The sequence below is a fragment of the Rhizobium sp. BK313 genome, from assembly GCF_014193655.1.
Taxonomy (GTDB): domain Bacteria; phylum Pseudomonadota; class Alphaproteobacteria; order Rhizobiales; family Rhizobiaceae; genus Rhizobium.
On sequence record NZ_JACHZQ010000003.1, the window covers coordinates 173,248 to 193,463 of the forward strand.

The window sequence follows — 20,216 nt, forward strand, 5'->3', positions numbered from 1 at the left end:
TTTCGGATAGGATCATGCCCAATCGAATAATTAGCGCGATCAGTCTTCCCAAGAAACGTTGGTCAATACATTCGAGGGGATCGGCTCGTTCTCCCAGAGCCCTTTCAGCTTCTTGTCCCAGACCCCGAGTTTCGGCATGACGAAAAGGAAGAGCGAGGGCACGTCCTCGGCCAGGATCGTCTGCGCCTCGCCATAGAGCTTGTTCTGCGCGGCCGGATCGGCGGTCAGCTGGATCTTCTTCATCAGCTCGTTGAAGGCCGGGTTCTTATAGTTGAAATAGTAGGGGTCGCGCGAATAGATGTCGATGTCCAGTGGCTCGGCATGGGCGACGATGGTCATGTCGTAGTCGCGGCCGGTGAAGACATCCTGCACCCATTTTGCCGGGAATTCTGTCAGCTCGATGTTCATGGTGACGCCGATATCGGCGAACATCGCCTGCATCACCTGGGCGCTGCGCGGCGCATAGGCCATCTGCGGCGTCTTGATGGTGAAGGTGAAGCCGTTGGGATAGCCGGCCTCGGCAAGCAGCGCCTTCGCCTTGGTGGGGTCAAAAGGCAGCGTGCCCGTCAGGTCCTGATATCCAGGGTCGTTCGGTGTGAAGTGGCTGCCGATCGCCGTGCCGAAACCGGACCAAGCGCCCTCGATGATCGTCTTGCGGTCGAGCGCCATCATCAGGGCCTGGCGCACCCGCTTGTCGTCGAAGGGCTTGCGCGTATTGTTCATGCCGGCAACGACCTTGAGCTCGGTATTGCCGATCTTGGTCATCAGCCGCGCATCGCCGTCGAAAGAGCTCATCAGCTCGGGTGCTGCGAATTCGGGAAATGCGTCGAGGTCGCCGGCCTTCAGGGCGGCCGCTTCCGCCTGCGGATCGGAGATGAAGCGGAAGGTCACTTTATCGAGCTTCACGTCGACGGATTTGTTCCAGTAATCCGGGTTCTTTACGAGCTCCACATGGTCGCCCTTGGCCCAGGCCGAGAATTTGAACGGGCCGGTGCCGACAGGCGTCGTCTTGTCGTTGGCGGCAGAATTCGGACCGACCATCACGGAAGAGGGCCAGCCGAGCCAATAGAGCAGACTGCCGGTTGGTGAAGAGAGATGCAGCACCAGCGTTTCGGGATCCGGCGTGTCGATCGAGGCGATGGTCGCGAAGAACCGCTTCTGCGGATTGACGGACTTGGCGTCACGGGCGCGGTCGAGAGCAAACTTCGCCGCCGTCGAATCGAACGCCTCGCCGTCGTGGAATTTGACGCCGGTCTGCAGCTTGAATGTATAGGTGAGGCCGTCGGAAGAAATATTCCAGCTTTTCGCGAGCTGCGGCACGATCTTGCCGCTCTCGTCGATGGCGACCAGCCCTTCGAAGATGTTCTGCCAAGTCACCTGGCCGATGGCGACGGGAGCGGCGATCGTCGGGTCGAGGCCGGTCGGCTCGACGCTCATGCCGATGTTCAGCGTCGTCTTGGCGGCTTCAGCGGGCGTCAGGCCCAGCATCAGCAGCCCGGCCGAGATCGCAGCCCCATAGGCAAGACGGCGAGCAAAATCGCCCAGGCCTGGACGTAAAAACTTGGTCATCTCAGTTCCCTTGCTCCGGCTCGCGGTGCCGGTTTTCCCTCCGGCATACGGCCAATTTTTCAAAATAGTGTCATCTCGCAGGCGCACACACAATTCCGAAAATGTGTGCCCCGTGTAGCTGATATGGCTACACTGAATTTGCTCCGTTGAAATCCTTCATCTCCGGTCAATCGCGTCTTCGCTTGCCGGCGACCTGGTCGCGCATGAAGCGCTCGATGAAATCGAGAAGCTTGCCGGCGGCGAAGGAAAGCTGGCGGTCCGGCGCGACGCAGAGATCGATCGGCGTCCTGACCCCTTTCCCGTCGGCAACCGGCAGGGCGACGAGCTGGCCGGCCTGGATTTCCCGCTGCACGGTCAGCGCCGGCAGCATGGTGATTGCCGCGCCGCGCAACACCAACTCTTTCTGCATCTCCAGCGAACTGGTCTCGAACACCGGATCGAGCACCAGTCCCTCACGCTCGAACAACGCATCGAAGGCCTGGCGCGCGCCGAAGGAGTGGTCGGGTACGGCGAGCGAATGTGTCGCGAGTTCGGCCAGGGAAACGTCCTTGTGCGTCGCCAGCGGATGGCTTGTTGCGGCGATCACGTCATAGACGATTTCAGAGCGCAGCCGGACCTTGGTGCCCGAAAGCGGCGGGGCAAACAACGTAACGGCGATATCGGCTTCGGCGCTGTTGACCGCTTCGATGGCGTTGCGGGCGCTTGTGATGGTCACCTCGAAACGCAGCTTCGGATAGCGCAGGCTGAACTCGGCAAGCGCCGGCGCCAGCAGATTGGCGACGGTGGCGCCATTGGCATAGACGCTGACGCGGCCACGCTGCAGGCCTTTCAGGTCTTCGATGAGCTGGTGCACATGGTCGAGCTCGCGCAGCGTGCGTCCGGCGCGAACCGCCAACAGCTCGCCGGCCGCGGTCAGCTTGACGCCACGGGCGCTGCGTTCGACCAGGGGCGTGCCGAAGTGATATTCGAGATTTTCGATCTGCCGGCTGATCGCCGTCGGCGCGACGTTCAGATTTTCCGCCGCCTGGCGCATGGAGTTGGTGCGCACCAGCTCGTCGAAATAGATCAGCGCCCGGATCTGCATGGATAAATCCCCAGCTAGATCATCCGGTCCGGAAAGCGGTCCCGCCAGGCCGGCAGCGCGCCGTCGACGGGCAGCGCCGTCGCCTCGTAGACGCCGCGCGCAATCGCGCGCGCCATGACGATGGTGGCGAGATGGCAGAGTTCCATAAAGCTTTGCAGGTCGTCTCTTTCGTGTTTGCCGGTGGAGGCAGCAAAAACCGTGTCGCCGTCGAGCGGCAGATGCGCGGGCAAAAGCGCGCGGGCAAGGCCGTCATGGCCGCAGATCGACAGTCGATGCGCTTCCGCCTTGGTCAACGCCGCATCGGTGACGATGGCGCCGATCGTTGTTGCTGTTACATTCGTGCCCTTCAGCCTGAGGCGCGTGTCGATGGTTTTGGGCATGCCAAGGCCGCCGAATTCGCTGCCGACCTCGAAGGGTGCGGCCCAGAAATGCGGTCCCTCGCCGATGGTCGCCGAACCCAGCGCGTTGACGGCAACGATGGCCGCGATCCTATGTCCTCGGCTGCTGACGGCGCTGGCCGAGCCGAGTCCGCCCTTGACCGTTGCTGTCGTCGCACCCGCGCCAGCGCCGGCCGTGCCGAGCGGGAAGGCCCCCTTGCCCGCTGCCTTGAAGGCGGCATAACCCATATCGCGATAGGGCGAATGCAGGCCCCAGTCCTTGTTGCCGCCATTGATGAGATCGAAGAGGATCGCCTGCGGCACCAGCGGCACCCGCGCGGTGCCGACCTGCAGGCCGCGGCCGATGTCGCGCAAGCCCGCCTGCACGCCACCAGCCGCATCGAGCCCGAAGGCCGAGCCGCCCGACAGCACCAGGCCGTCGACCACGCCGACCGTCATCGCCGGATCGAGCAATGCCGTGTCCCGTCCCCCCGGCGCACCGCCGAGCACGGAGCAGGAAGCGACTGCCGGCTCATCGAAGATGATGGCAGTGACGCCGGAGCCTAGCGCAAGATCGGTGCAATGACCGACGGCGACGCCTTCGATATCGGTCAGGAGATTGAGGAGATCAGCCAATGAAAAATCCTTCGCCTTCGAAGCGCGAGGTCGTCATGCCGATAGGATCGCAAAGAGGGGGAAAAGACAAGATGGGTTTGCGGCGATTGATGTTGCCGGGGCCGACCCTTCTGATTCGGGCACCAGCCGTCTGCGCTGTCACTATGTCGGCCGTGCACCTAATCATGAAGGACGGAGCGTGCACGAGCTTTAAGGAACGCTAAATTGATCTGCGGCCTGAGCGACGGGATCAGCCCTCATGGCGAGGTGGCGCGTAGCGCCCTCGAACGACGAGGGCTGGTGATGTGGTCATGTAAGGGAAACGGCTAAGCCGATCCATCAAACGTGGATCGGCTTGGCCTGCTGGCGGATGAGGAGATCGCGGATGGCGAGTTTGACCTCGTCCGTGCTTCTGAAACGCTGTTCGTCCAGATCGTGGACGTGGTACTTCACAGCGATGAACTTCAGCCGGTCTTCATCCGGAACGACGATGCCGACGGGAACGCCAGCATATTCGATGACTTGCTTCTTCATAAAAAATACTCCCTCCGCGCCCTAGCGGCGCAGACATGGCGAATTGACTGTTTGAATCCGATAAGGGGACGAACGTCACATTCGACAGCGCGGGCGGGAGAGCGCGCCCGAGCGGTCATGGCCAAGCACGGACCGCCCAAGGATCGAAGCGATGACTTTAAAATTCAGCATGTCACTTTCCTTAGTTGGCGTTGTACTTGTGTGGGCTCCAATTATGGAGCCCGCGATCCGGTGTGCTATTGTCTATAATCTTGCTAGAGAATAGCAATTCCATCCTCAGAAACATATTCCGAAAGATGTCAAAATATCGACGATCGAGAAAATAAAATTCCGTATCCAACAAGTTGCGAGAAAGGCTGTATCAACTTCCACGCAACCGCCCGTACCGGAACGGCATCGCCGATCACCGACAAACAGATAGGAATAGCCATGAGATTCGACAATGCCCCGAGAGGATTAAAATCGGTTCGTCACCAAATCTTCTCAAAGGTTAACGCTGGAGATGATGGGCCTAGAAGCCATCCTCCAGCGCCTTTTCCAGGGCTTTGACGAAGAAATCCGCGCTATCAGCCGAAAGACAAAGCGGCGGTTTTATCTTCAACACATTAAGGTGATCGCCGGTCGGCTGCATGACGACGCCGAGTTCTAGCAGCCGTTCGCAGATGGCGGCCGTCTCTTCCGTGGCTGGCGTCAGCGTCTCGTGGTCGCGGACGAATTCGACGCCGAGATAGAGGCCCATGCCATGCACCGCACCGATCAGCGGGAAATGCTCCATCAGCGCGATCAATCCTGCCTTCAAATGATCGCCGATGATGCGGGCATTCTCCTGCAGGCCCTCGTCGCTCATGATGTCGAGCACGGTAAGACCGACGACCGAGCTCACCGGACTGCCACCGGCCGACGAGAAGAAATAGCCCTCTTTCTCCAGTGATTCGGCGATCTCCCGCCTGGTAATGACAGCGCCGAGCGGATGGCCATTGCCCATGCCTTTGGCAATGGTGATGACATCCGGCACGACGTCCTGTTGCTCGAAACCCCAGAAGTGGTGGCCGAGCCGGCCGTAACCCACCTGCACCTCGTCGGCGATGCAGACGCCGCCGCGTTTCCGGACGGCAGCGTAGACATCGGCGAGATAGCCGCGCGGCAGGGCGATGCCGCCGGCATTGCCGTAGACAGATTCGGCAATGAAGCCGGCGAGACCCTCGGCCTTCTCGTCGATGGTCTCCAGCAGGGTCGTAACGCCGGCCAGGTAGTCTACCGCTGAATCCGGGCCGCGGAATGGGCCACGATAGGTGTTGGGCGAAACGAGCGGATGCACCCAGTCCGGCCGCGTCGTCAACGCCTGCGGATTGTCGGCGATGGAGGTGGAGACGGCGTCGCTCGCCAGCGTCCAGCCATGATAGGCCTCCAGCAGGCAAAGCATATTTTTCCTGCCGGTATGCGCCCAGGCAAGCCGGATGGCGAGATCATTGGCTTCCGAACCGCTGTTGACAAGGAAGACGCTGTCGAGGCCGTCTGGCGCCAGCGCCGCCAGCCGTTCGGAAAATTCGGCGACGGCGGCATAATGGAAGCGGGAATTGGTGTTAAGCCGCGACCATTGCCGTTCGATGGCGGCCGTCAGCCGCGGATGCGCATGGCCGAGCATGGTCACGTTGTTGACCATGTCGAGATAAGCGCGGCCTTCCGTGTCGAACACGAACTCATGCCAGCCGCGCTCGATCTGCGGCGGGGCGTCGTAATAATGCTTTTGCGGCTTGGCGAAATGCGCTTCGCGCCGCGCCAGAAGTGCGGCACTGTCCAGGCGCGGCGCTTCGCAGGCTTCGCTCAGCAGGATCGCCGGCGAGGGGCATATGGCCGACCAGCCATCGGCCTGATGGGCCGTGGCAAAGAGCGGCGGCACCAGCCCCAGGACGCGGCAGAGCTGCACACGCAGCCCGCCGATGGCGGAGCCCTCGCTGCCGATCGTGCCGATGATCGCGCCTTGCTCGATTCCTGTACCCTCTTCCAGCGCGCACTCGACGCCGTCGAGATGCAGGCTGAGCGCTTCGCCCATCAGCACGAGATGCTGGCCGTGCCATTGGATACGCCCGGCAAATGGGGCAGTGACCGTCGTGCCGGCCGGCAGGCAGACATCGCTATGCAGCGCGAAATTCTGCGGCGGCGTCACGCTTAGGAGATCGGCATGCGACAGGCGGAATTCGCCATACCGAGTCGCAGCCGTGCCGGAAGCTATGGCCGCCTTGGCGAGCAGCCGCCAGTCCATGTCCGGCTTCTGCCAATTGCCGTCGAAAAAATGCGGGCTGGTTGCGGAAAGATCGACAGCGGCAATATGGTCCGGCGCAATGTCCGGCAGCAATGCGGACCAGTGATCGGTAGCGATTGGGGCAATGTCGATGCCGGCGGCCCGGAGGATCGCCGCTTCCATCACTTCCGGCTGCGCGCCGGTGGCGACGTCGAAAATCTCACGCTCGAGTTTGAGATTGCCGCGCACATAGTCGTTGTCGGGGTCGATGGCCAGCTGCTGTTCGCCGCTGGCGGCGAGAATCACCGCACGAGCGACGATCAGTGGCCAGAGCGCCTTCAACTCGGCTTCCTCAAGCGGGTAGACCGCATGATAGGCCTTGATGGCTGGGATGATGTAGAAGGGATCGCCTTCGGCGTGGTGGAGCAGCGAGGCGCAGGTGACGGCGAGGTCGCCCACCAGCCAGCCCTGGATGATGTCGCCGAAATCGATCACCCCATCCGGAATCGGTTGCCCATGCGCATCTGGGTGACTGACGACATTGTCGTCGGTGACGTCGTGATGGACAGGCTGCACGCGAAGCCCGCTCGCAAGCGGCTGGATGCGCTTGACGGCCGCAACCATTGCCTTGGCGATGCGGTCGCGCGCCTCGTGATCGGTGATCGCCGACAGGAGCTGCACGGCGACCGGCCCCGCGCGGCGCAGGTCCCATTGCAGGCTGCGGTGAAGGCCGGGATGGTCGAAATCCGCGAGATCGCGGGCGAGCCGGGCTGAGAGGGCGCCGAGCGCCGAGACCGAGGCGATGGGCAGATGCTTGCGCCGCGTCAGGGATCGACCGGGGAGATAGCTAAGGAGCCGGACGAGATAATCCTGTTCGCGAATGGTAACGGCGAGGATGTCCCGGCCGTTCAGCGAGGGCACGATATTGGGAACGCGCGGCGCATCCGGTTTGGTATGCAGATGGCGGATGGCGGCGTTCTGCGCCTCCAGTTCGACGGTGTCGTATTCCGTCCGGCAGATCTTCAGAACGTAGCTGTTGTCGCCGGCGTCGATGCGGTAGTTGCGGTCCTGCTGGCTGCCGAGTTCGGTGAGCGTTCCGGCCAGACCGTAATGCGTCTGCAAGATCTCCGCCGCCGCTTCCGGCGTGGTATCCGGCCTTGACAGTTGCATGCGATTGACGAGCGCGGCGTCGGTCATGGCACCCCCGAATGGTTCATCTGCGTCGACACTAAACCATTCCGTCCAAAAGAAAATCACCGAAAATAAATTGGGTGATCGAACGATAAGACGAAAGATAGGCCCCCGATTGCAGGTGCCTAGAGCGCCGTGCGTTCAGAACGCACAAAGGTCGCTCTAGCTTTTTTGAATCTTGAGCATCTTATCCGTTTGCAGGTGATTCCACCTGCAAGCGGATGCTCAAGTGCGCTGTGCGTTCATTTGAGAACACCAAGGTCGCTCCAGCTTTTGATCTTGAGCGGACTTTACTCCACCTCGATTGAATAGCTGCAGCCGGCCAACGTTTTACCGGGATGGTAGATATCGGTCGAGACGTCGAGGGCAATGCGCGTATGCAGCACCGTGTCGGAATTCTCCAATTGCTCCTTGTTGGAGAATATCTCCTTTTCGGCAAGGAATTTGTCGAACCTGTCGACCGCGGCGGTGACATCCAGCTCCTTGGCAAGCGGATGCGGGTCGGCCTCGTTGAGCAGGGCAAGTGGACCGGAGGAAGCGAAGGCGATCCTGTCGGTCTGTCGCCCGAAAACGGTGATCGGCTTTGCCAGCTTGAATTCTCGCAGCAGAAGACTGTTCGACGGCTGTTCGGTAATGCCGAACTGCCTCATCGCCTCGGTGCTTTCCGGTCCCGTCAGCCACATGGCAAAGCCGTTAAAGCTGGGCACGTCATACGTCGTGCATTCGATCAGCTTGGCGAGATCGATCTTTGAAGGGTCTTCCTCCGATGTCATCGCGGCAATCGAGACCTGAGTGCTTACAAAGATAGCAAGGGCTGAGAGCGGCAGGACTCTATTCAGATATGATCGCATTTTCCTCCTCCACAACCTTCAAGCGATTCGATATCGGCCGCATTAAATCGCAATTCGGCGGGAAAAGGAAATAGTGGTCCTCCAGACCAAATCGCGCGTTTGCGACGCGGCGTCATCTGGCGACTCGAAACGGTCCGCTAGAGCATCTCGCTTTCAGGATATGTCCTAGGCCGTGTCGCCGGATGCGCCGCGCGCGTCTTACCCCATGCGTTCTGAGGCATAGGAGCCCGGGCTTGCCGGGAAGACGATGGTGCGGTTGCCATTGAGGAAGGTGCGGTAGTGGATATGGGCATGGATGGCCCGGGCCAGCACCTGGCTTTCGACATCGCGGCCGATCGACACATAATCGTCGGCCGACTGCGCATGCGTGATGCGCGCCGTGTCCTGCTCGATGATCGGACCCTCGTCGAGATCGCCGGTGACGTAATGCGCCGTCGCCCCGATCAGCTTGACGCCGCGCTCATAGGCCTGCTTGTAGGGGTTGGCACCCTTGAAGCTCGGCAGGAAGGAATGGTGGATGTTGATGATCCGGCCCGACATCTTCTTGCACAGCGCATCCGACAACACCTGCATGTAGCGGGCGAGCACGATCAGTTCGGTGCCGGTCTGCTCGACAAGCTCCAGCAATTGGGCTTCGGCCTGCGGCTTGTTGTCCTTCGTCACCTTGATGTGGTGGAAGGGGATGTCGTGGTTGACGACCACCTTCTGGTAATCGAAATGGTTGGAGACGACGCCGACGATGTCGATCGGCAGCGCGCCGATCTTCCAGCGGTACAGCAGGTCGTTGAGGCAATGGCCGAAGCGCGACACCATCAGCAGCACCTTCATGCGCGTGTGGGCATCGTAGATCTCGGCCTCCATCTCGAATTTCTTGGCGACCGGCTTGAAGCCGTCGACCAGCGTCTCCTGGCCCACCCCTTCCTCGGAGATGAAGGAGACGCGCATGAAGAACTTGCCGGTATCGAGATCGTCGAACTGGCTGGAGTCGACGATGTTGCAGCCCTGATCGGCCAGATAGTTCGCTATCGCCGCAACGATCCCACGCGTCGATTTGCACGATACCCGTAGAACATAGCTCTTCATGTCTCTTCCCTCGTAACGCGGCTCGTCGTCTCGCCGCTCGCTTATAGCAATCGAAAGGCACGGGAAAGCTCCCCGCCCATTCCTCGCGACAGAGCTTAAGATAGGTGGAGGAAAACTCCGTTCCCATTGCGCCTTTCAGCCGCGTATCCCCGTCGTTCGAAAGGAAAGCCGCAGCAAATCGATGGGCAACGGCTCAGGCGATGGCCGCCTGCTTCTTTTTCCATTTTCCCCAGCGGCTCGGCGTCGTCAGCTCATGGACGATCGCGCCGCCGATCGCCGAGCCGACGATGCAGCAACTAACGAAGACAGGGCCATGCGCCATGATATCGATCTTCAGCACGCCGCAGACGACGCGCAGAAACGCCAGCGTGAAGGCATGGGTGATGTAGATGCTGTAGGAGGCATCGCCGAGATAGCTCAGCCAGCCGATGATGGGCAGCTTGGAGAAATTGATCGAGACCGCCGAGTAGAGAATGACGACGGCCGGAATGCCCCACATATAGGAGCGCATGCTGGCATCGCAAAGCGTCTCGTTGATCAGCAGGAAGGCGAAGCCGACCACCAAGGCAGGCCAGGCCACCGCCTGCGGCAGCAGCAGTTTTTCGAGATAAAGCTTGGCGAGAACGACGCCCGCAAGGAATTCATAGATGATCGGGTCGCCATAAACCGTGGTGGCCGTCGTCGCCACCGGAAACAGCCGGCAGGCGAGGATGATCGCCGTCATCGTGCCGAAGAGGGCATAGAGACGCCATTTTTCGCGCACGACCAGCAACAGGCCGAAAACGAAATAGAAGAACATCTCGTAGTTCAGCGTCCAGCCGGGCACGACGACGGGAGCGATGAGGGCGGGATCGGCGGGATTGCGCCAGGGCAGGAACAGAAGGGAAGCCGCAAGGTGCGGAATGTCGAACACCGTCGATTTCAGGATCGATGGCGCAACGAGAGCGACGGCGGCGGAAAACAATGTCGCCAGCCAATAAAGCGGCACGATGCGCTGGATGCGGCGGCGATAGAAATCGAGCGGGCGCATTTGGCGTCCGGTCGTGGTCAGCCACATGACGAAGCCGCTGAGCACGAAGAAGATATCGACACCGGTCTCGCCGAAGAGATGGAATTGCCAGTCGAAGCCGGAATTGACCTTCGGCACCTGCAGCACCGAATGGAAATAGACGACCATCAGCGCAGCGATGGCGCGCAGATACTGCAATTGAACAAGCATCTCGATCCTCATGCGGCCTTGGCCGACACAATGCAAGGTCAGCCCGGCACTCTGCTGCCATCGACATTTGCCGGCTGTGTCCGGGCAGTGCGCGGCTTTTCAGAAACGCGCATGTAACCGATCAGCAGCCAAAGCAGCCCGGCAATCTTGATGGAAAAGATCGCCGTGCCGCCGATCATCATATTCAGGAAAATGAAAAGAGAGAGTGAATGCGCGCAACGTCTTTGCGCCGCGGTATTGCCTGCAGGGTAGAGACAGATGAACAGCCAGAACACGATCAGGCCCAAAATCGTCGAGCCATAGATCAGGTAGACATAACCGCTGTCGGCAAATTCGCCGATGCGTGTGATATCAAGGCCAATGATCGCCTGAAAATCCAGATCCAACATCTTCTTGATCGTAACGCCGACACGGCCAGTGAAATTGTCACCCACTTCCTCCGGCTTCATGAAATGCACGAAGAAGCCGATGAGAATGATCAATGGCATCAGGATGAGGTCGAAGGCTTTCGGGATTTTCGGGAAGACGAAATAGCCGACCACGCAGGTGCAGGAGAAGATCAACATCGTGCGCGTGTCGTTGGTGAGCAGGATCAGCAGCACAGTCGAAATGCACAAAGTTTTCTCGACGATTCCCAGCTTCGTCCAGAGGGACATGAGATAGATGACGACGACGCCGCAGAAATTGGCAAGCGATACCTGCTCCAGGAAGAGCGACGAGGAGCGGTGATCGATAAGGCCAAAGGAGAAACGGCCTTCGAAGCCAAGCGCATTGGCGAACAGACCGGTATTGTTGAAGCTCGCCTGCTTGATGCCGCGGGTATTCTCGAAATATTCGCCGGGGTGAAAGAGGCTGACATAAAAGGGCGTGCTGACGATCTCGCATATCAGGAATAGCAGCACGAAAAAGCAACCGATGCGGAAGGCGAGCCTCACCGTCCGCTCGCTCGCCCAACTCCCGATGCCGGCAAAACAGACGATGATCAGCACGTTGCGGAACTGGTCGATGAAGGGCACATGGTTCAACACAGTGATGTAGATCGTGATGATCAACGTGAAGATCAGATAAAGGAAGATCGGCAGATCCTCCTCGTAGATGCCTCGTTTCAACAGATAGGCGACGCTGGAAAGCATCATCAGGCCTTCGCAGAGCACGACATGCGAGACGGAAAGCGGCGTGATGTTGTGATTGATATAGGCAAGGATGCAGTTGTAGAGCACTGAAAACAGCGTGATCGCCAGGATCGGGTAATCGATGCGCTGTTTGTCCGTGAGGCTTTTCATGAAATGTCCAGGGCTGCCGCATCCATCGGCCGGCGCAACCATAGCAGCGCCGTGATTCGCGACAAAGCGCTATCCGCCCGTTCGTTTCGGCCTATCAGCCTGCTGGCTTGACGCTGGCGCAGGCCGGCGCAAGTGGCGCCTTCTTGCCGACGGCGGCGGTGACCACCGTCATCTGCGGCCGGTCCTTGCCGCCATGCGGCTGCACGTTCAACGGCTCCTGTGGTGGCCACCAGTCGCCGGCGGCCCAATAGGTCCAGCCGAGCCAGACGTCGCTATTGCCAGCCATGACATCGAAGACCTGCTTCAGCCCATCGAGGCATGGCTCGGTTCCCGGAACGCCGAATTCGCCGAGAAAACCACGCTTACCGTTCTTGCGCAGCCAGGCGGTGACGTCGGTCAGTCCTTGTTTAGCCTGGTCGCTGCCGTCACAGACGGGATGCGTACCGGAACTGTCGGCATCGAGATATTGGTGAAATTCGAATGCATAGAAATCGAGAGGGTCCTTGACGCCGAGCATGACGGTATCGTTCGCGCCGCCGCCGAGTTTGTCGGCAGCCCAGCTCGAGGCGCCGGTCCAATTCGTGCCGGGCACGAGAATGAGGTTACGGGCGCCGACCGTGCGAATGCTGCGGATGGCGGTATTGGCGGCTTCCAGCCAGTCGGGCGCCTTGATATCGTGCGGCTCGTTCATCAGGCCGAAGATCACGCCCTTTTGATTGGCAAATTCGACCGCGAGGCGCGCCCAGAAGTCACCGAAGGCGAGATCGGTTGCAGGCGCCTGCGTGAGCTGGTCCTTGTCGTAATAGCCGAAATTATGCGGATCGAGGACGACGGCCATGCCGTGCTTCTGAATGAGGCCGACGGCATCCTTGAGCCGCTGCAGCTCCCCGTCGTCGAGGGATTGACCCAGCACCGGCTGCAGCCGCTCCCAGCGGAAGGGCAGGCGGACGACGTTCATGCCCTTGCCGGCGAAATATCGCACCGTGTCTTGCGACGGGTAGGTGTAGTTGGTGCCGAGTACGCCGGTGCGGTCGCCATATTCGGCGCCGGAAAGATTGATGCCGCGATAGCAGAGCTGGGATGCGGCAAAGCTGGCATCGGCCTGTGTGGTGAAGGCGAGCAGAACCGTTGCGGCGAGCGATCGGCGCAGCAGTCTCGTCACGAGTCCGGTCATTGCAAGCTCCTGTTCTTCCTCACCGCCAGTGAGCCCGCTTCATAGGAACTTCCCCGTTGAATATTGATGAAGAGAGGGGCTTGGCCGGCTCTCGCCGACGTTTGCCATGGGACTTCCTGGGAACGTCCTTAATGTTCCGTTAGCCAAACATTTCTAAACTCTGGACATCCGCTGCGCAGGATCTGCGCGCGGACCTGTGAAAGTCTGACATGAGCTCATTGGAACGAAGCAAGCGATCGAGCCAACTTCCGGGTTGGCACAGCACCGAGCCGTCCGAAGGACAGCGTGAGGGCTTGCGCCTGCGCAGCCCAGTGGTGCGCCCGCGGGACTTTGTCCATGAAGTTAAGCCACTTGCGACCAAGAAACCGGCCACTTCCGTAGAGCAGTTAATCCACGCCCGCGACGAAGTATATCGCGAGATCGCCCCCAGATCGGACGTCGCGCCACAGCCGATCGTCGAGCCCGTCGCTATCGCGGCACCCCCGGTCATCGAGCCGGCCGTTGTTGTCGCGCCGCAAGTGGTTTCGCCTGCGCCGATGCCTGCGGCCGACACGCCGCTTCTTGACTTGCGCTCCGCCGTCCGATCGATCTGGGCGAAGAAGTTGCTGGTTCTTGCGCTCGCCGCGGTCGGGGCAGTGCTCGGCGCCGGCGTCATCCCGCTGCTGCCGCAGAAATTCACCGCCGAAACCAGCCTCTATTTCGATCCTCGCCAGATGGGAGGCTCCGATTCCTCCCAGTCCGCCACCACGGCGCCGGAACTGATCCTGACGATGATCGACAGTCAGACGCAGATCCTCTCCTCCGGCAAGGTGCTCGGCCGGGTCGTCGATGCGCTGAAGCTTGATCAGGATCCGCAATTCAATGGCGGAGCCTCCGGCGATGCTGCGAAATATGTGGCGACGGTCGTATTGGCGAAAGCTGTGCAGATCGCCCGCGAGGCCAGCACCTATATCGTGTCGCTGAAGGTGACGACGCGCGATCCACAAAAGTCTGCCAAGATCGCCAACCAACTCGTCGCCTCCTTCATGGAAGAAGAAAACAAGGCGGCGGCAAACAGCTATCAGACCAGCAACACCGCGCTGGACGGCAGGCTCGATGATCTCCGTCAACAGGTGCTTACCGCCGAAAAGGCGGTCGAGGCTTACCGCGCCGACAACGACATGGTGGCCGTCGAAGGCAATCTGATTTCCGACAAGCGTCTGACTGCGCTCAACGATATGCTAGTGACCGCTCAGCAAAAGACCATCGAGGCGAAAGCGCGAGCCGATGCGGCGGACAAGCTGAGCTTCGAGGACATCGTTTCGAATGGTCCCTCCGCCAGCGCGACATCCACGTCCACATCACTCAGCAGCCTGCGCCAGCAATATGCAACGCTCGCCGCTAGCGTCGGCAGCTTGCAAAGCCAGCTCGGCGCCCGCCATCCGCGCCTGCTTGCCGCCAAATCCTCGCTCGAAAGCCTCGCCGCCGAAATTCGCAGCGAGCTGCAGCGACAGACGACCTCGGCCCGGGCCGATTACGAGCAGGCGCAGAAGGCCGAGCAGGATATCGCCAAGGAACTGGCGGTGCAGAAGGCATCGCAGGTCAATACATCGGGCAAGCTGGTCGGGCTCAACGAACTGGAGCGCAAGGCAGCCGCTGCGCGAGAGGTTTACGAGGCGCTCTTGAAGCGTTCCGGCCAGACGAGCGACGCACAGGATTTGTCGCAGAGCAATATTCGTGTCATCTCCGAGGCCGAGCCGCCGCTGACGGCGGATGGACCGAGCCGGAAGGTGATGATGGTGGCCGGATTGATCGCCGGCGCCTTGTTCGGTATGGGCCTCGGTGCAGTCTTTGCCATCCTCGCCGGCCTGTTTCGGCACCCCGTGATCCGCGGCTATCTCGGAAAGTGATCTGCGTCGCCATTTTTGCGGCAGGTGGCTCTTTCAAGATCAGGGATGCAATTGCGCGCCGGCTGTTCTAAAAGTGAGTGGATGCAGAGAATGATTGCATTTTGCTAATGAAAGCATAAAGACAATCATTCTGTGTCGTGCAATGCATGGTGGGACAATTTATGCGAGAGAAGCGGTATGCCGTTCCGTTGACTGGCACCGGGGGAAACTGACCCATGGTACCCGCGGATAAGCTCGTCCTGCCGTTCCTGGCGCTGCCGCGTTCGACCAAACGCGCGCTGGCGCTGATTGTCGATTCCAGCCTGTGCGTACTGACCGTCTGGTTTGCCTATTGTCTCCGCTTGGATGACTGGGTGATTCTGGAGGGTGTGGAGTGGCTGCCGGCGATCGTTTCGCTCCTCGTCGCCATCCCGATTTTCATCGTCCTCGGCCTTTATCGCGCTATTTTCCGTTACGCCGGCATGTCGGCCTTCATGACCGTCGTGAAGGCGGTGGCGATCTATGCCCTTGCCTTCATGACCATTTTTACCGCGATCAGCGTGCCCGGCGTCCCGCGTACCGTCGGCATCCTGCAGCCGCTGCTGCTGCTGATCGCCATTGGCCTGTCGCGCATGTGGACGCGCTATTGGCTTGGTAATGCCTATCAGCGGCTGTTGAATCGCAACCAGCTTGCCAAGGTGCTGATCTATGGTGCCGGCGCCTCGGGTCGACAGCTCGCCGGCGCGCTTGCCAACAGCGCCGAACTCAATGTCGTCGGCTATCTCGATGACGACAAGCATCTGCATGGCAGCATCATGGGCGGCCTGCCGATCTACGATCCCACCGATCTGGCGGCGCTGGCGGTCTCGGGCGACATCAAGGGCGTGCTGCTTGCCCTGCCGAACGCGACGCGGCAGCGCCGCAACGAGATCCTGGAAAACATGCGCAAGGCCCGCGTCACTGTGCGCACCATGCCGGACCTGACGGCGCTCGCTCAAGGGCGTGTCGCTGTCTCCGATCTCCGCGAACTCGATATCGAAGACCTGCTCGGTCGCAATGTGATTGCGCCGGATCGCGCGCTGATCGACAAAAATATTCGCGGCAAGGTCGTGATGGTGACCGGTGCGGGTGGTTCGATTGGCAGCGAACTCTGCCGCCAGATCCTGAAGAACGGCCCGTCCTGCCTACTGCTGGTGGATCAGAATGAATTCGGGCTATACGCCATTCATGGCGAGCTGGAAAAATCGGCGGCAACGGCTGGAGACAGCGATATCCGCATCATTCCATTCCTGGCGTCCATCCGTGATGGACAGCGGCTCAGGCAGATCATGGAGGCATGGCGACCGAAGACGGTCTATCATGCGGCCGCCTACAAGCATGTGCCGCTCGTCGAATACAATCCGGTCGAAGGCATTCGCAACAATGTGCTGGGAACGCGGACGACCGCTGAGGTGGCACGCGACTGCGGCGTCGAGGATTTCGTACTGATCAGCACGGACAAGGCCGTGCGTCCCACCAATATCATGGGTGCCAGCAAGCGACTGGCGGAGATGGTGCTGCAGGCCATGGACGCGGACCGCAAGCCCGGTGCCGGCGGCACGAATTTCGCCATGGTTCGCTTCGGCAACGTGCTCGGCTCCTCCGGCTCCGTCGTGCCGCTCTTCCGGCAGCAGATCCGCGACGGCGGCCCGATTACACTGACGCATCCAGATATCACCCGCTATTTCATGACGATCCCGGAGGCGTCGCAACTCGTCATCCAGGCCGGCGCCATGTCCGGCGGCGGCGACGTCTTCCTGCTCGATATGGGTGAACCGGTGCGTATCGCCGACCTCGCCCGTCGCATGGTGGAATTGTCCGGCCTGATCGTCAGAGACGAGGACGAGCCGGAGGGAGACATCGAGCTCGAAATCACCGGCCTGAGGCCGGGCGAAAAACTCTATGAAGAGCTGCTGATCGGCGACAATCCGCAGGCGACGACCCATCCGCGTATCATGCGCGCCAAGGAGGATTTTTTGCCTTGGGCGGAGCTCTCAAAAAGGCTCGCGGCCCTGGAGGCTGCGCTTGATGAAAACGACATACCTCTGGCAAGAACCTTGTTGCAAAAGCTTGTGTCCGGCTACGCGCCCAGTGGTGAGGTGGTGGACCTGGTTTTTCGTGAGCGTGAGGTGGATTTGACAGTCGATGAGCCGGATTTCGGCAGCGTCGCGGGGCTTTAGAGCAATATCAGGAAAAATGTGAATCGGTTTCCATCCGGAATTCTGCGATTCCTTGAAAGCTGAGCCACCCCTGCCTCAGCGTTCGGCGCTTTCCACAACCGACTGGGGCTTGGCCCTGACAGTATAGACCCAGCGACGGAGCTGGTCGCAGGCACGGAACCAGTGCGCCGTGGCCCGCAGCAGAAAATGCCGCTTGACCGCGCGGTAGTGCGCGCGCTTGCCGATCGTCGTATCGGAACGGAATGGACTGAAATCCGCCAGGTTTTCAAGAGTGGAGAAGGTTTCGACCCCTGTTGACCAGCCACGCTCGAGCGCGACATCGTATGGGAGAAGCATCGGTTTCAGCGTGACCAGCAGCTTTTTCGCAGCTTTCCGGTTGACGATGTAGCAGGCGGCCGATCCCTGCGGGCCATGCATGCAGCGGCCGACAATGTCGTTTTCGGCGGTTTCGGATATGGGTCTGAAGCCGACAAGACGATGGTTGACCAGCTTCACCAATCGCGCGCCGCAAACGCTGTCCATGGCGGCGAGCGCACGCGGGATCAGCCGCTGGTTGAGTTCGACATCATCCTCCATGATGATGGCCATCTTGTCGCCGCTGGTAACGAATTGCTGCAGGGCAAGCAGATGGCTGCGATAGCAACCATATTCGCCGGCCAGCAATTTGCGCCCGTTATGATAGACAAATTGCCGCGGCTGGAAATCGACGCGGTCGCCTTCCGGAATCGTGCTGCCGTCGATGGCGGGAATTCGGGTGACGCTCAGCCCATATAAAGTAGCCTGCTCACGCAATCTTTCCCATCGTTCGGGCGAACGGTCGAGATTGATGACGTAGATGCGGACTTGTGATGCCAGACTGTCGACGCTGGGTATCTCCGCACATTGAATGATCCGGTTGGCCCGCTCGAGAATCACATTTACTCCCACAAATAGAAATCCCGACGACTATAAACTAAAGCGACAGTAGTTCCACTATATAACAAGCTCCTCATTATTCGCAAACTCAGATTGCACGCTTGTAGTGTATGCTCAAGTAAAAGCGTTTTCACGAGCGTAATTTGCTGTGAACAGATGCGGTGGGGACCAGCCCCTTTTCCGCGCTCGATTTTCCGACGCAGTCTGTTGGCGCGCCGCACCAGCGTCATTATATCTGGAACATGCGACGCACCGTCATTGCGCCGCGTACTGGAAGGATCCTAGCAATCCATGTGGACGAGACCGAAAATCGTCATTGCTGCTCTGCTTCTCGCAAGCGTTTTGCCCGCACCGAGTTTCGCAGGCAATCCGCTGCTTCCCAAGCCTTATGTCCGTCCGGTCTACCCCTATAAGGACCTTCCCGGGGTGATCGAGCCGAAGATGGCGGCCGACGAAAAATTTCAGTGCCGCACGACCACCGTGCGTATACGCGGTTTCCACGAGGGCATCTTCTACCGCAACTTTCCGCGCCTCGGCTACATCTGCGAACAAAACGGCGTCATCTCCGAAGGCACCAGCAAGCCAAACTATCAGTATTGGCTATATAACGGCCGAGACAGATAGGCTCGGCAAGCCAGAGGAAATAATCGGTAAAGAGGCGAGATCCGATGCAGCCCGCTCGGAAGCGACCATGCATTTCTGCGGGCCAGTCTGAAAATAAATTTCATACTTTGGAGTATTTTCCCGAACCTCGTTGACGAATGCGAAAATTTGTCTCAAGCTGACGAAAATAAATTACGTCGTGGGAACGATACCAGTATGCGAGTGGGGATCATTGGACTCGGATTCCGTCTGGGATATCTGGGTTATGTTTTCAAAGCGATTGATGACAGCTTCGAGATCGCGGGCTATGTCGATCCCGAGCCGGCGGGCCTGCCCAGCTTGAACGAAAAGGGCATTACGGCCGGCAAGGCCTATGCCTCCCCCCAAGACCTGATCGCCAGCGAAAAGCTCGACCTGCTGATGATCGGCTCGCCGAATCACATGCATCTCGACCATATTCGTCTTGGGCTTGAGGCCGGTCTGAAGATCTTCTGCGAAAAGCCGATCGTCTCCACTATCGAGCAAAGCATTGAACTGGCGCATCTGATGGCGAAATATGGTCACGAGCGGCTGATGGTCGGCCTCGTGCTGCGCTATTCGCCGATGTACCGGGACCTTGTGGCCGCCCAGGCCGCGGGAAAGCTGGGTCATATCGTTTCGATCGAAGCCGCCGAGCACATCGAGCCCTACCACGGTGCTTTCTTCATGCGCGATTGGCGCCGCTACGAGCATTATTCCGGCAGTTTCATGCTGGAGAAATGTTGCCATGACCTCGATCTCTACAATGGCATCGTCGGGGCGCGTCCGGAGCGGGTCGCCAGTTTCGGCGGACGAAAAAGTTTCATCCCGGCAAACGATCCTGCAAGGGAAGGGATCAACGACCTTGAACTGTTCCATCGCAAGCCCAGCGGCTGGATGGGTTCGGACAAGGTCTTCGACAGCGATGGCGACATCATCGACTATCAGGTCGCGATTATCGAATACGCCAACGGCGTCGGTATGAATTTTCACACCAATCTCAACGTGCCGGACCAGTTCCGTCGTTTCGCCATCATGGGTTCGCGAGGCATGGCCGAGGGCGATTTTATTCGCGGTTACCTCAATGTTCATGAAATGCTCACAGGCGCCAAGGTGATCGAGAAGAAATACGCGACGCGAACGGTGCTTTCCCAGCACTACGGCGCCGACGAACAGATGGCTGCCGACGTCATAGCGCACGTCAGGTCAGGTCAGGATTTGCCGGTCTCAACCTTGAACGCGCTGGAAGCCGGCATTTTGGCGCTTTCCTTGGACGAGGCACGAATGAAGAGGGCGGTCGTGGACCTGCGCCCGGTCTGGGACAGGTTCGACGAAGCGCTGCATTCGCGAGCCGCATAGAGGGAGGCGCAA

At 59.8% G+C, this 20,216-nt stretch carries 15 protein-coding genes; 4 read left to right on the forward strand and 11 right to left on the reverse strand.

Translation table 11 applies throughout. The features are described from left to right. Nucleotides 1-39: 39 nt before the first annotated feature. The 10 genes from FHT86_RS17240 to FHT86_RS17285 form a co-directional block, all read right to left on the reverse strand. The gene (locus tag FHT86_RS17240) at nucleotides 40-1,569 is read right to left on the reverse strand and encodes an ABC transporter substrate-binding protein (protein WP_133708050.1); all 1,530 of its coding nucleotides are present in this window, start codon (nucleotides 1,567-1,569) and stop codon (nucleotides 40-42) included. Nucleotides 1,570-1,735: 166 nt separating this feature from the next. After that, a complete protein-coding gene (locus tag FHT86_RS17245; RefSeq protein WP_133708051.1) occupies nucleotides 1,736-2,653 on the reverse strand; it encodes a LysR family transcriptional regulator in 918 nt (305 codons plus the stop codon). Nucleotides 2,654-2,667: 14 nt separating this feature from the next. After that, the gene (locus tag FHT86_RS17250; protein ID WP_133708052.1) at nucleotides 2,668-3,666 is read right to left on the reverse strand and encodes a P1 family peptidase; all 999 of its coding nucleotides are present in this window, start codon (nucleotides 3,664-3,666) and stop codon (nucleotides 2,668-2,670) included. A gap of 318 nt (nucleotides 3,667-3,984) precedes the next feature. Then, complete coding sequence (locus FHT86_RS17255; RefSeq protein WP_133708053.1) at nucleotides 3,985-4,179, reverse strand: hypothetical protein; 195 nt, start codon at nucleotides 4,177-4,179, stop codon at nucleotides 3,985-3,987. A 511-nt stretch (nucleotides 4,180-4,690) separates the two neighbouring features. Continuing rightward, nucleotides 4,691-7,618, reverse strand: coding sequence for an aminotransferase (locus FHT86_RS17260; RefSeq protein ID WP_133708054.1), 2,928 nt, complete (start codon nucleotides 7,616-7,618; stop codon nucleotides 4,691-4,693). Between the two features lie 284 nt (nucleotides 7,619-7,902). Next, complete coding sequence (locus FHT86_RS17265; protein WP_246779571.1) at nucleotides 7,903-8,463, reverse strand: hypothetical protein; 561 nt, start codon at nucleotides 8,461-8,463, stop codon at nucleotides 7,903-7,905. A 198-nt stretch (nucleotides 8,464-8,661) separates the two neighbouring features. Continuing rightward, complete coding sequence (purU, locus tag FHT86_RS17270) at nucleotides 8,662-9,546, reverse strand: formyltetrahydrofolate deformylase (RefSeq protein WP_133707447.1); 885 nt, start codon at nucleotides 9,544-9,546, stop codon at nucleotides 8,662-8,664. Nucleotides 9,547-9,739: 193 nt separating this feature from the next. Then, on the reverse strand, nucleotides 9,740-10,765 hold the full coding sequence (locus FHT86_RS17275; protein WP_133708055.1) for an acyltransferase family protein: 1,026 nt from the start codon (nucleotides 10,763-10,765) through the stop codon (nucleotides 9,740-9,742). A 38-nt stretch (nucleotides 10,766-10,803) separates the two neighbouring features. Next, nucleotides 10,804-12,048, reverse strand: a complete 1,245-nt coding sequence (locus tag FHT86_RS17280; protein ID WP_133708056.1) for a hypothetical protein — start codon at nucleotides 12,046-12,048, stop codon at nucleotides 10,804-10,806. A 94-nt stretch (nucleotides 12,049-12,142) separates the two neighbouring features. Beyond that, complete coding sequence (locus tag FHT86_RS17285; RefSeq protein WP_133708057.1) at nucleotides 12,143-13,222, reverse strand: glycoside hydrolase family 5 protein; 1,080 nt, start codon at nucleotides 13,220-13,222, stop codon at nucleotides 12,143-12,145. Nucleotides 13,223-13,431: 209 nt separating this feature from the next. Here FHT86_RS17285 and FHT86_RS17290 point away from each other — a divergent pair, with 209 nt between their 5' ends. Both FHT86_RS17290 and FHT86_RS17295 read left to right on the forward strand, forming a co-directional pair. After that, nucleotides 13,432-15,111: a GumC family protein gene (locus FHT86_RS17290; protein WP_133708058.1), complete on the forward strand. Its 1,680-nt coding sequence runs from the start codon at nucleotides 13,432-13,434 to the stop codon at nucleotides 15,109-15,111. Nucleotides 15,112-15,326: 215 nt separating this feature from the next. After that, nucleotides 15,327-17,309, forward strand: a complete 1,983-nt coding sequence (locus FHT86_RS17295; protein ID WP_133708059.1) for a polysaccharide biosynthesis protein — start codon at nucleotides 15,327-15,329, stop codon at nucleotides 17,307-17,309. Between the two features lie 75 nt (nucleotides 17,310-17,384). Here FHT86_RS17295 and FHT86_RS17300 read toward each other — a convergent pair whose 3' ends face one another. Further along, on the reverse strand, nucleotides 17,385-18,224 hold the full coding sequence (locus FHT86_RS17300) for a glycosyltransferase family 25 protein (RefSeq protein WP_133708060.1): 840 nt from the start codon (nucleotides 18,222-18,224) through the stop codon (nucleotides 17,385-17,387). 291 nt (nucleotides 18,225-18,515) lie between these two features. On the opposite strand from FHT86_RS17300, the gene FHT86_RS17305 reads away from it, so the two are divergent. Further along, on the forward strand, nucleotides 18,516-18,848 hold the full coding sequence (locus FHT86_RS17305; RefSeq protein WP_133708061.1) for a hypothetical protein: 333 nt from the start codon (nucleotides 18,516-18,518) through the stop codon (nucleotides 18,846-18,848). A 195-nt stretch (nucleotides 18,849-19,043) separates the two neighbouring features. Then, nucleotides 19,044-20,204 (forward strand): Gfo/Idh/MocA family protein, encoded by a 1,161-nt coding sequence (locus tag FHT86_RS17310; protein WP_133708062.1) that lies wholly within the window; start codon nucleotides 19,044-19,046, stop codon nucleotides 20,202-20,204. Nucleotides 20,205-20,216 lie beyond the last annotated feature (12 nt).

Excerpts from the sequence above, each read along its gene's own strand:
- purU (WP_133707447.1), bottom strand. The coding sequence starts at position 9,546 with ATGAAGAGCTATGTTCTACGGGTATCGTGCAAATCGACGCGTGGGATC.
- FHT86_RS17240 (WP_133708050.1), bottom strand. The coding sequence starts at position 1,569 with ATGACCAAGTTTTTACGTCCAGGCCTGGGCGATTTTGCTCGCCGTCTT.
- FHT86_RS17295 (WP_133708059.1), top strand. The coding sequence starts at position 15,327 with ATGGTACCCGCGGATAAGCTCGTCCTGCCGTTCCTGGCGCTGCCGCGT.
- FHT86_RS17265 (WP_246779571.1), bottom strand. The coding sequence starts at position 8,463 with ATGCGATCATATCTGAATAGAGTCCTGCCGCTCTCAGCCCTTGCTATC.
- FHT86_RS17305 (WP_133708061.1), top strand. The coding sequence starts at position 18,516 with ATGTGGACGAGACCGAAAATCGTCATTGCTGCTCTGCTTCTCGCAAGC.
- FHT86_RS17285 (WP_133708057.1), bottom strand. The coding sequence starts at position 13,222 with ATGACCGGACTCGTGACGAGACTGCTGCGCCGATCGCTCGCCGCAACG.
- FHT86_RS17310 (WP_133708062.1), top strand. The coding sequence starts at position 19,044 with ATGCGAGTGGGGATCATTGGACTCGGATTCCGTCTGGGATATCTGGGT.
- FHT86_RS17290 (WP_133708058.1), top strand. The coding sequence starts at position 13,432 with ATGAGCTCATTGGAACGAAGCAAGCGATCGAGCCAACTTCCGGGTTGG.
- FHT86_RS17275 (WP_133708055.1), bottom strand. The coding sequence starts at position 10,765 with ATGCTTGTTCAATTGCAGTATCTGCGCGCCATCGCTGCGCTGATGGTC.
- FHT86_RS17255 (WP_133708053.1), bottom strand. The coding sequence starts at position 4,179 with ATGAAGAAGCAAGTCATCGAATATGCTGGCGTTCCCGTCGGCATCGTC.
- FHT86_RS17280 (WP_133708056.1), bottom strand. The coding sequence starts at position 12,048 with ATGAAAAGCCTCACGGACAAACAGCGCATCGATTACCCGATCCTGGCG.
- FHT86_RS17260 (WP_133708054.1), bottom strand. The coding sequence starts at position 7,618 with ATGACCGACGCCGCGCTCGTCAATCGCATGCAACTGTCAAGGCCGGAT.
- FHT86_RS17245 (WP_133708051.1), bottom strand. The coding sequence starts at position 2,653 with ATGCAGATCCGGGCGCTGATCTATTTCGACGAGCTGGTGCGCACCAAC.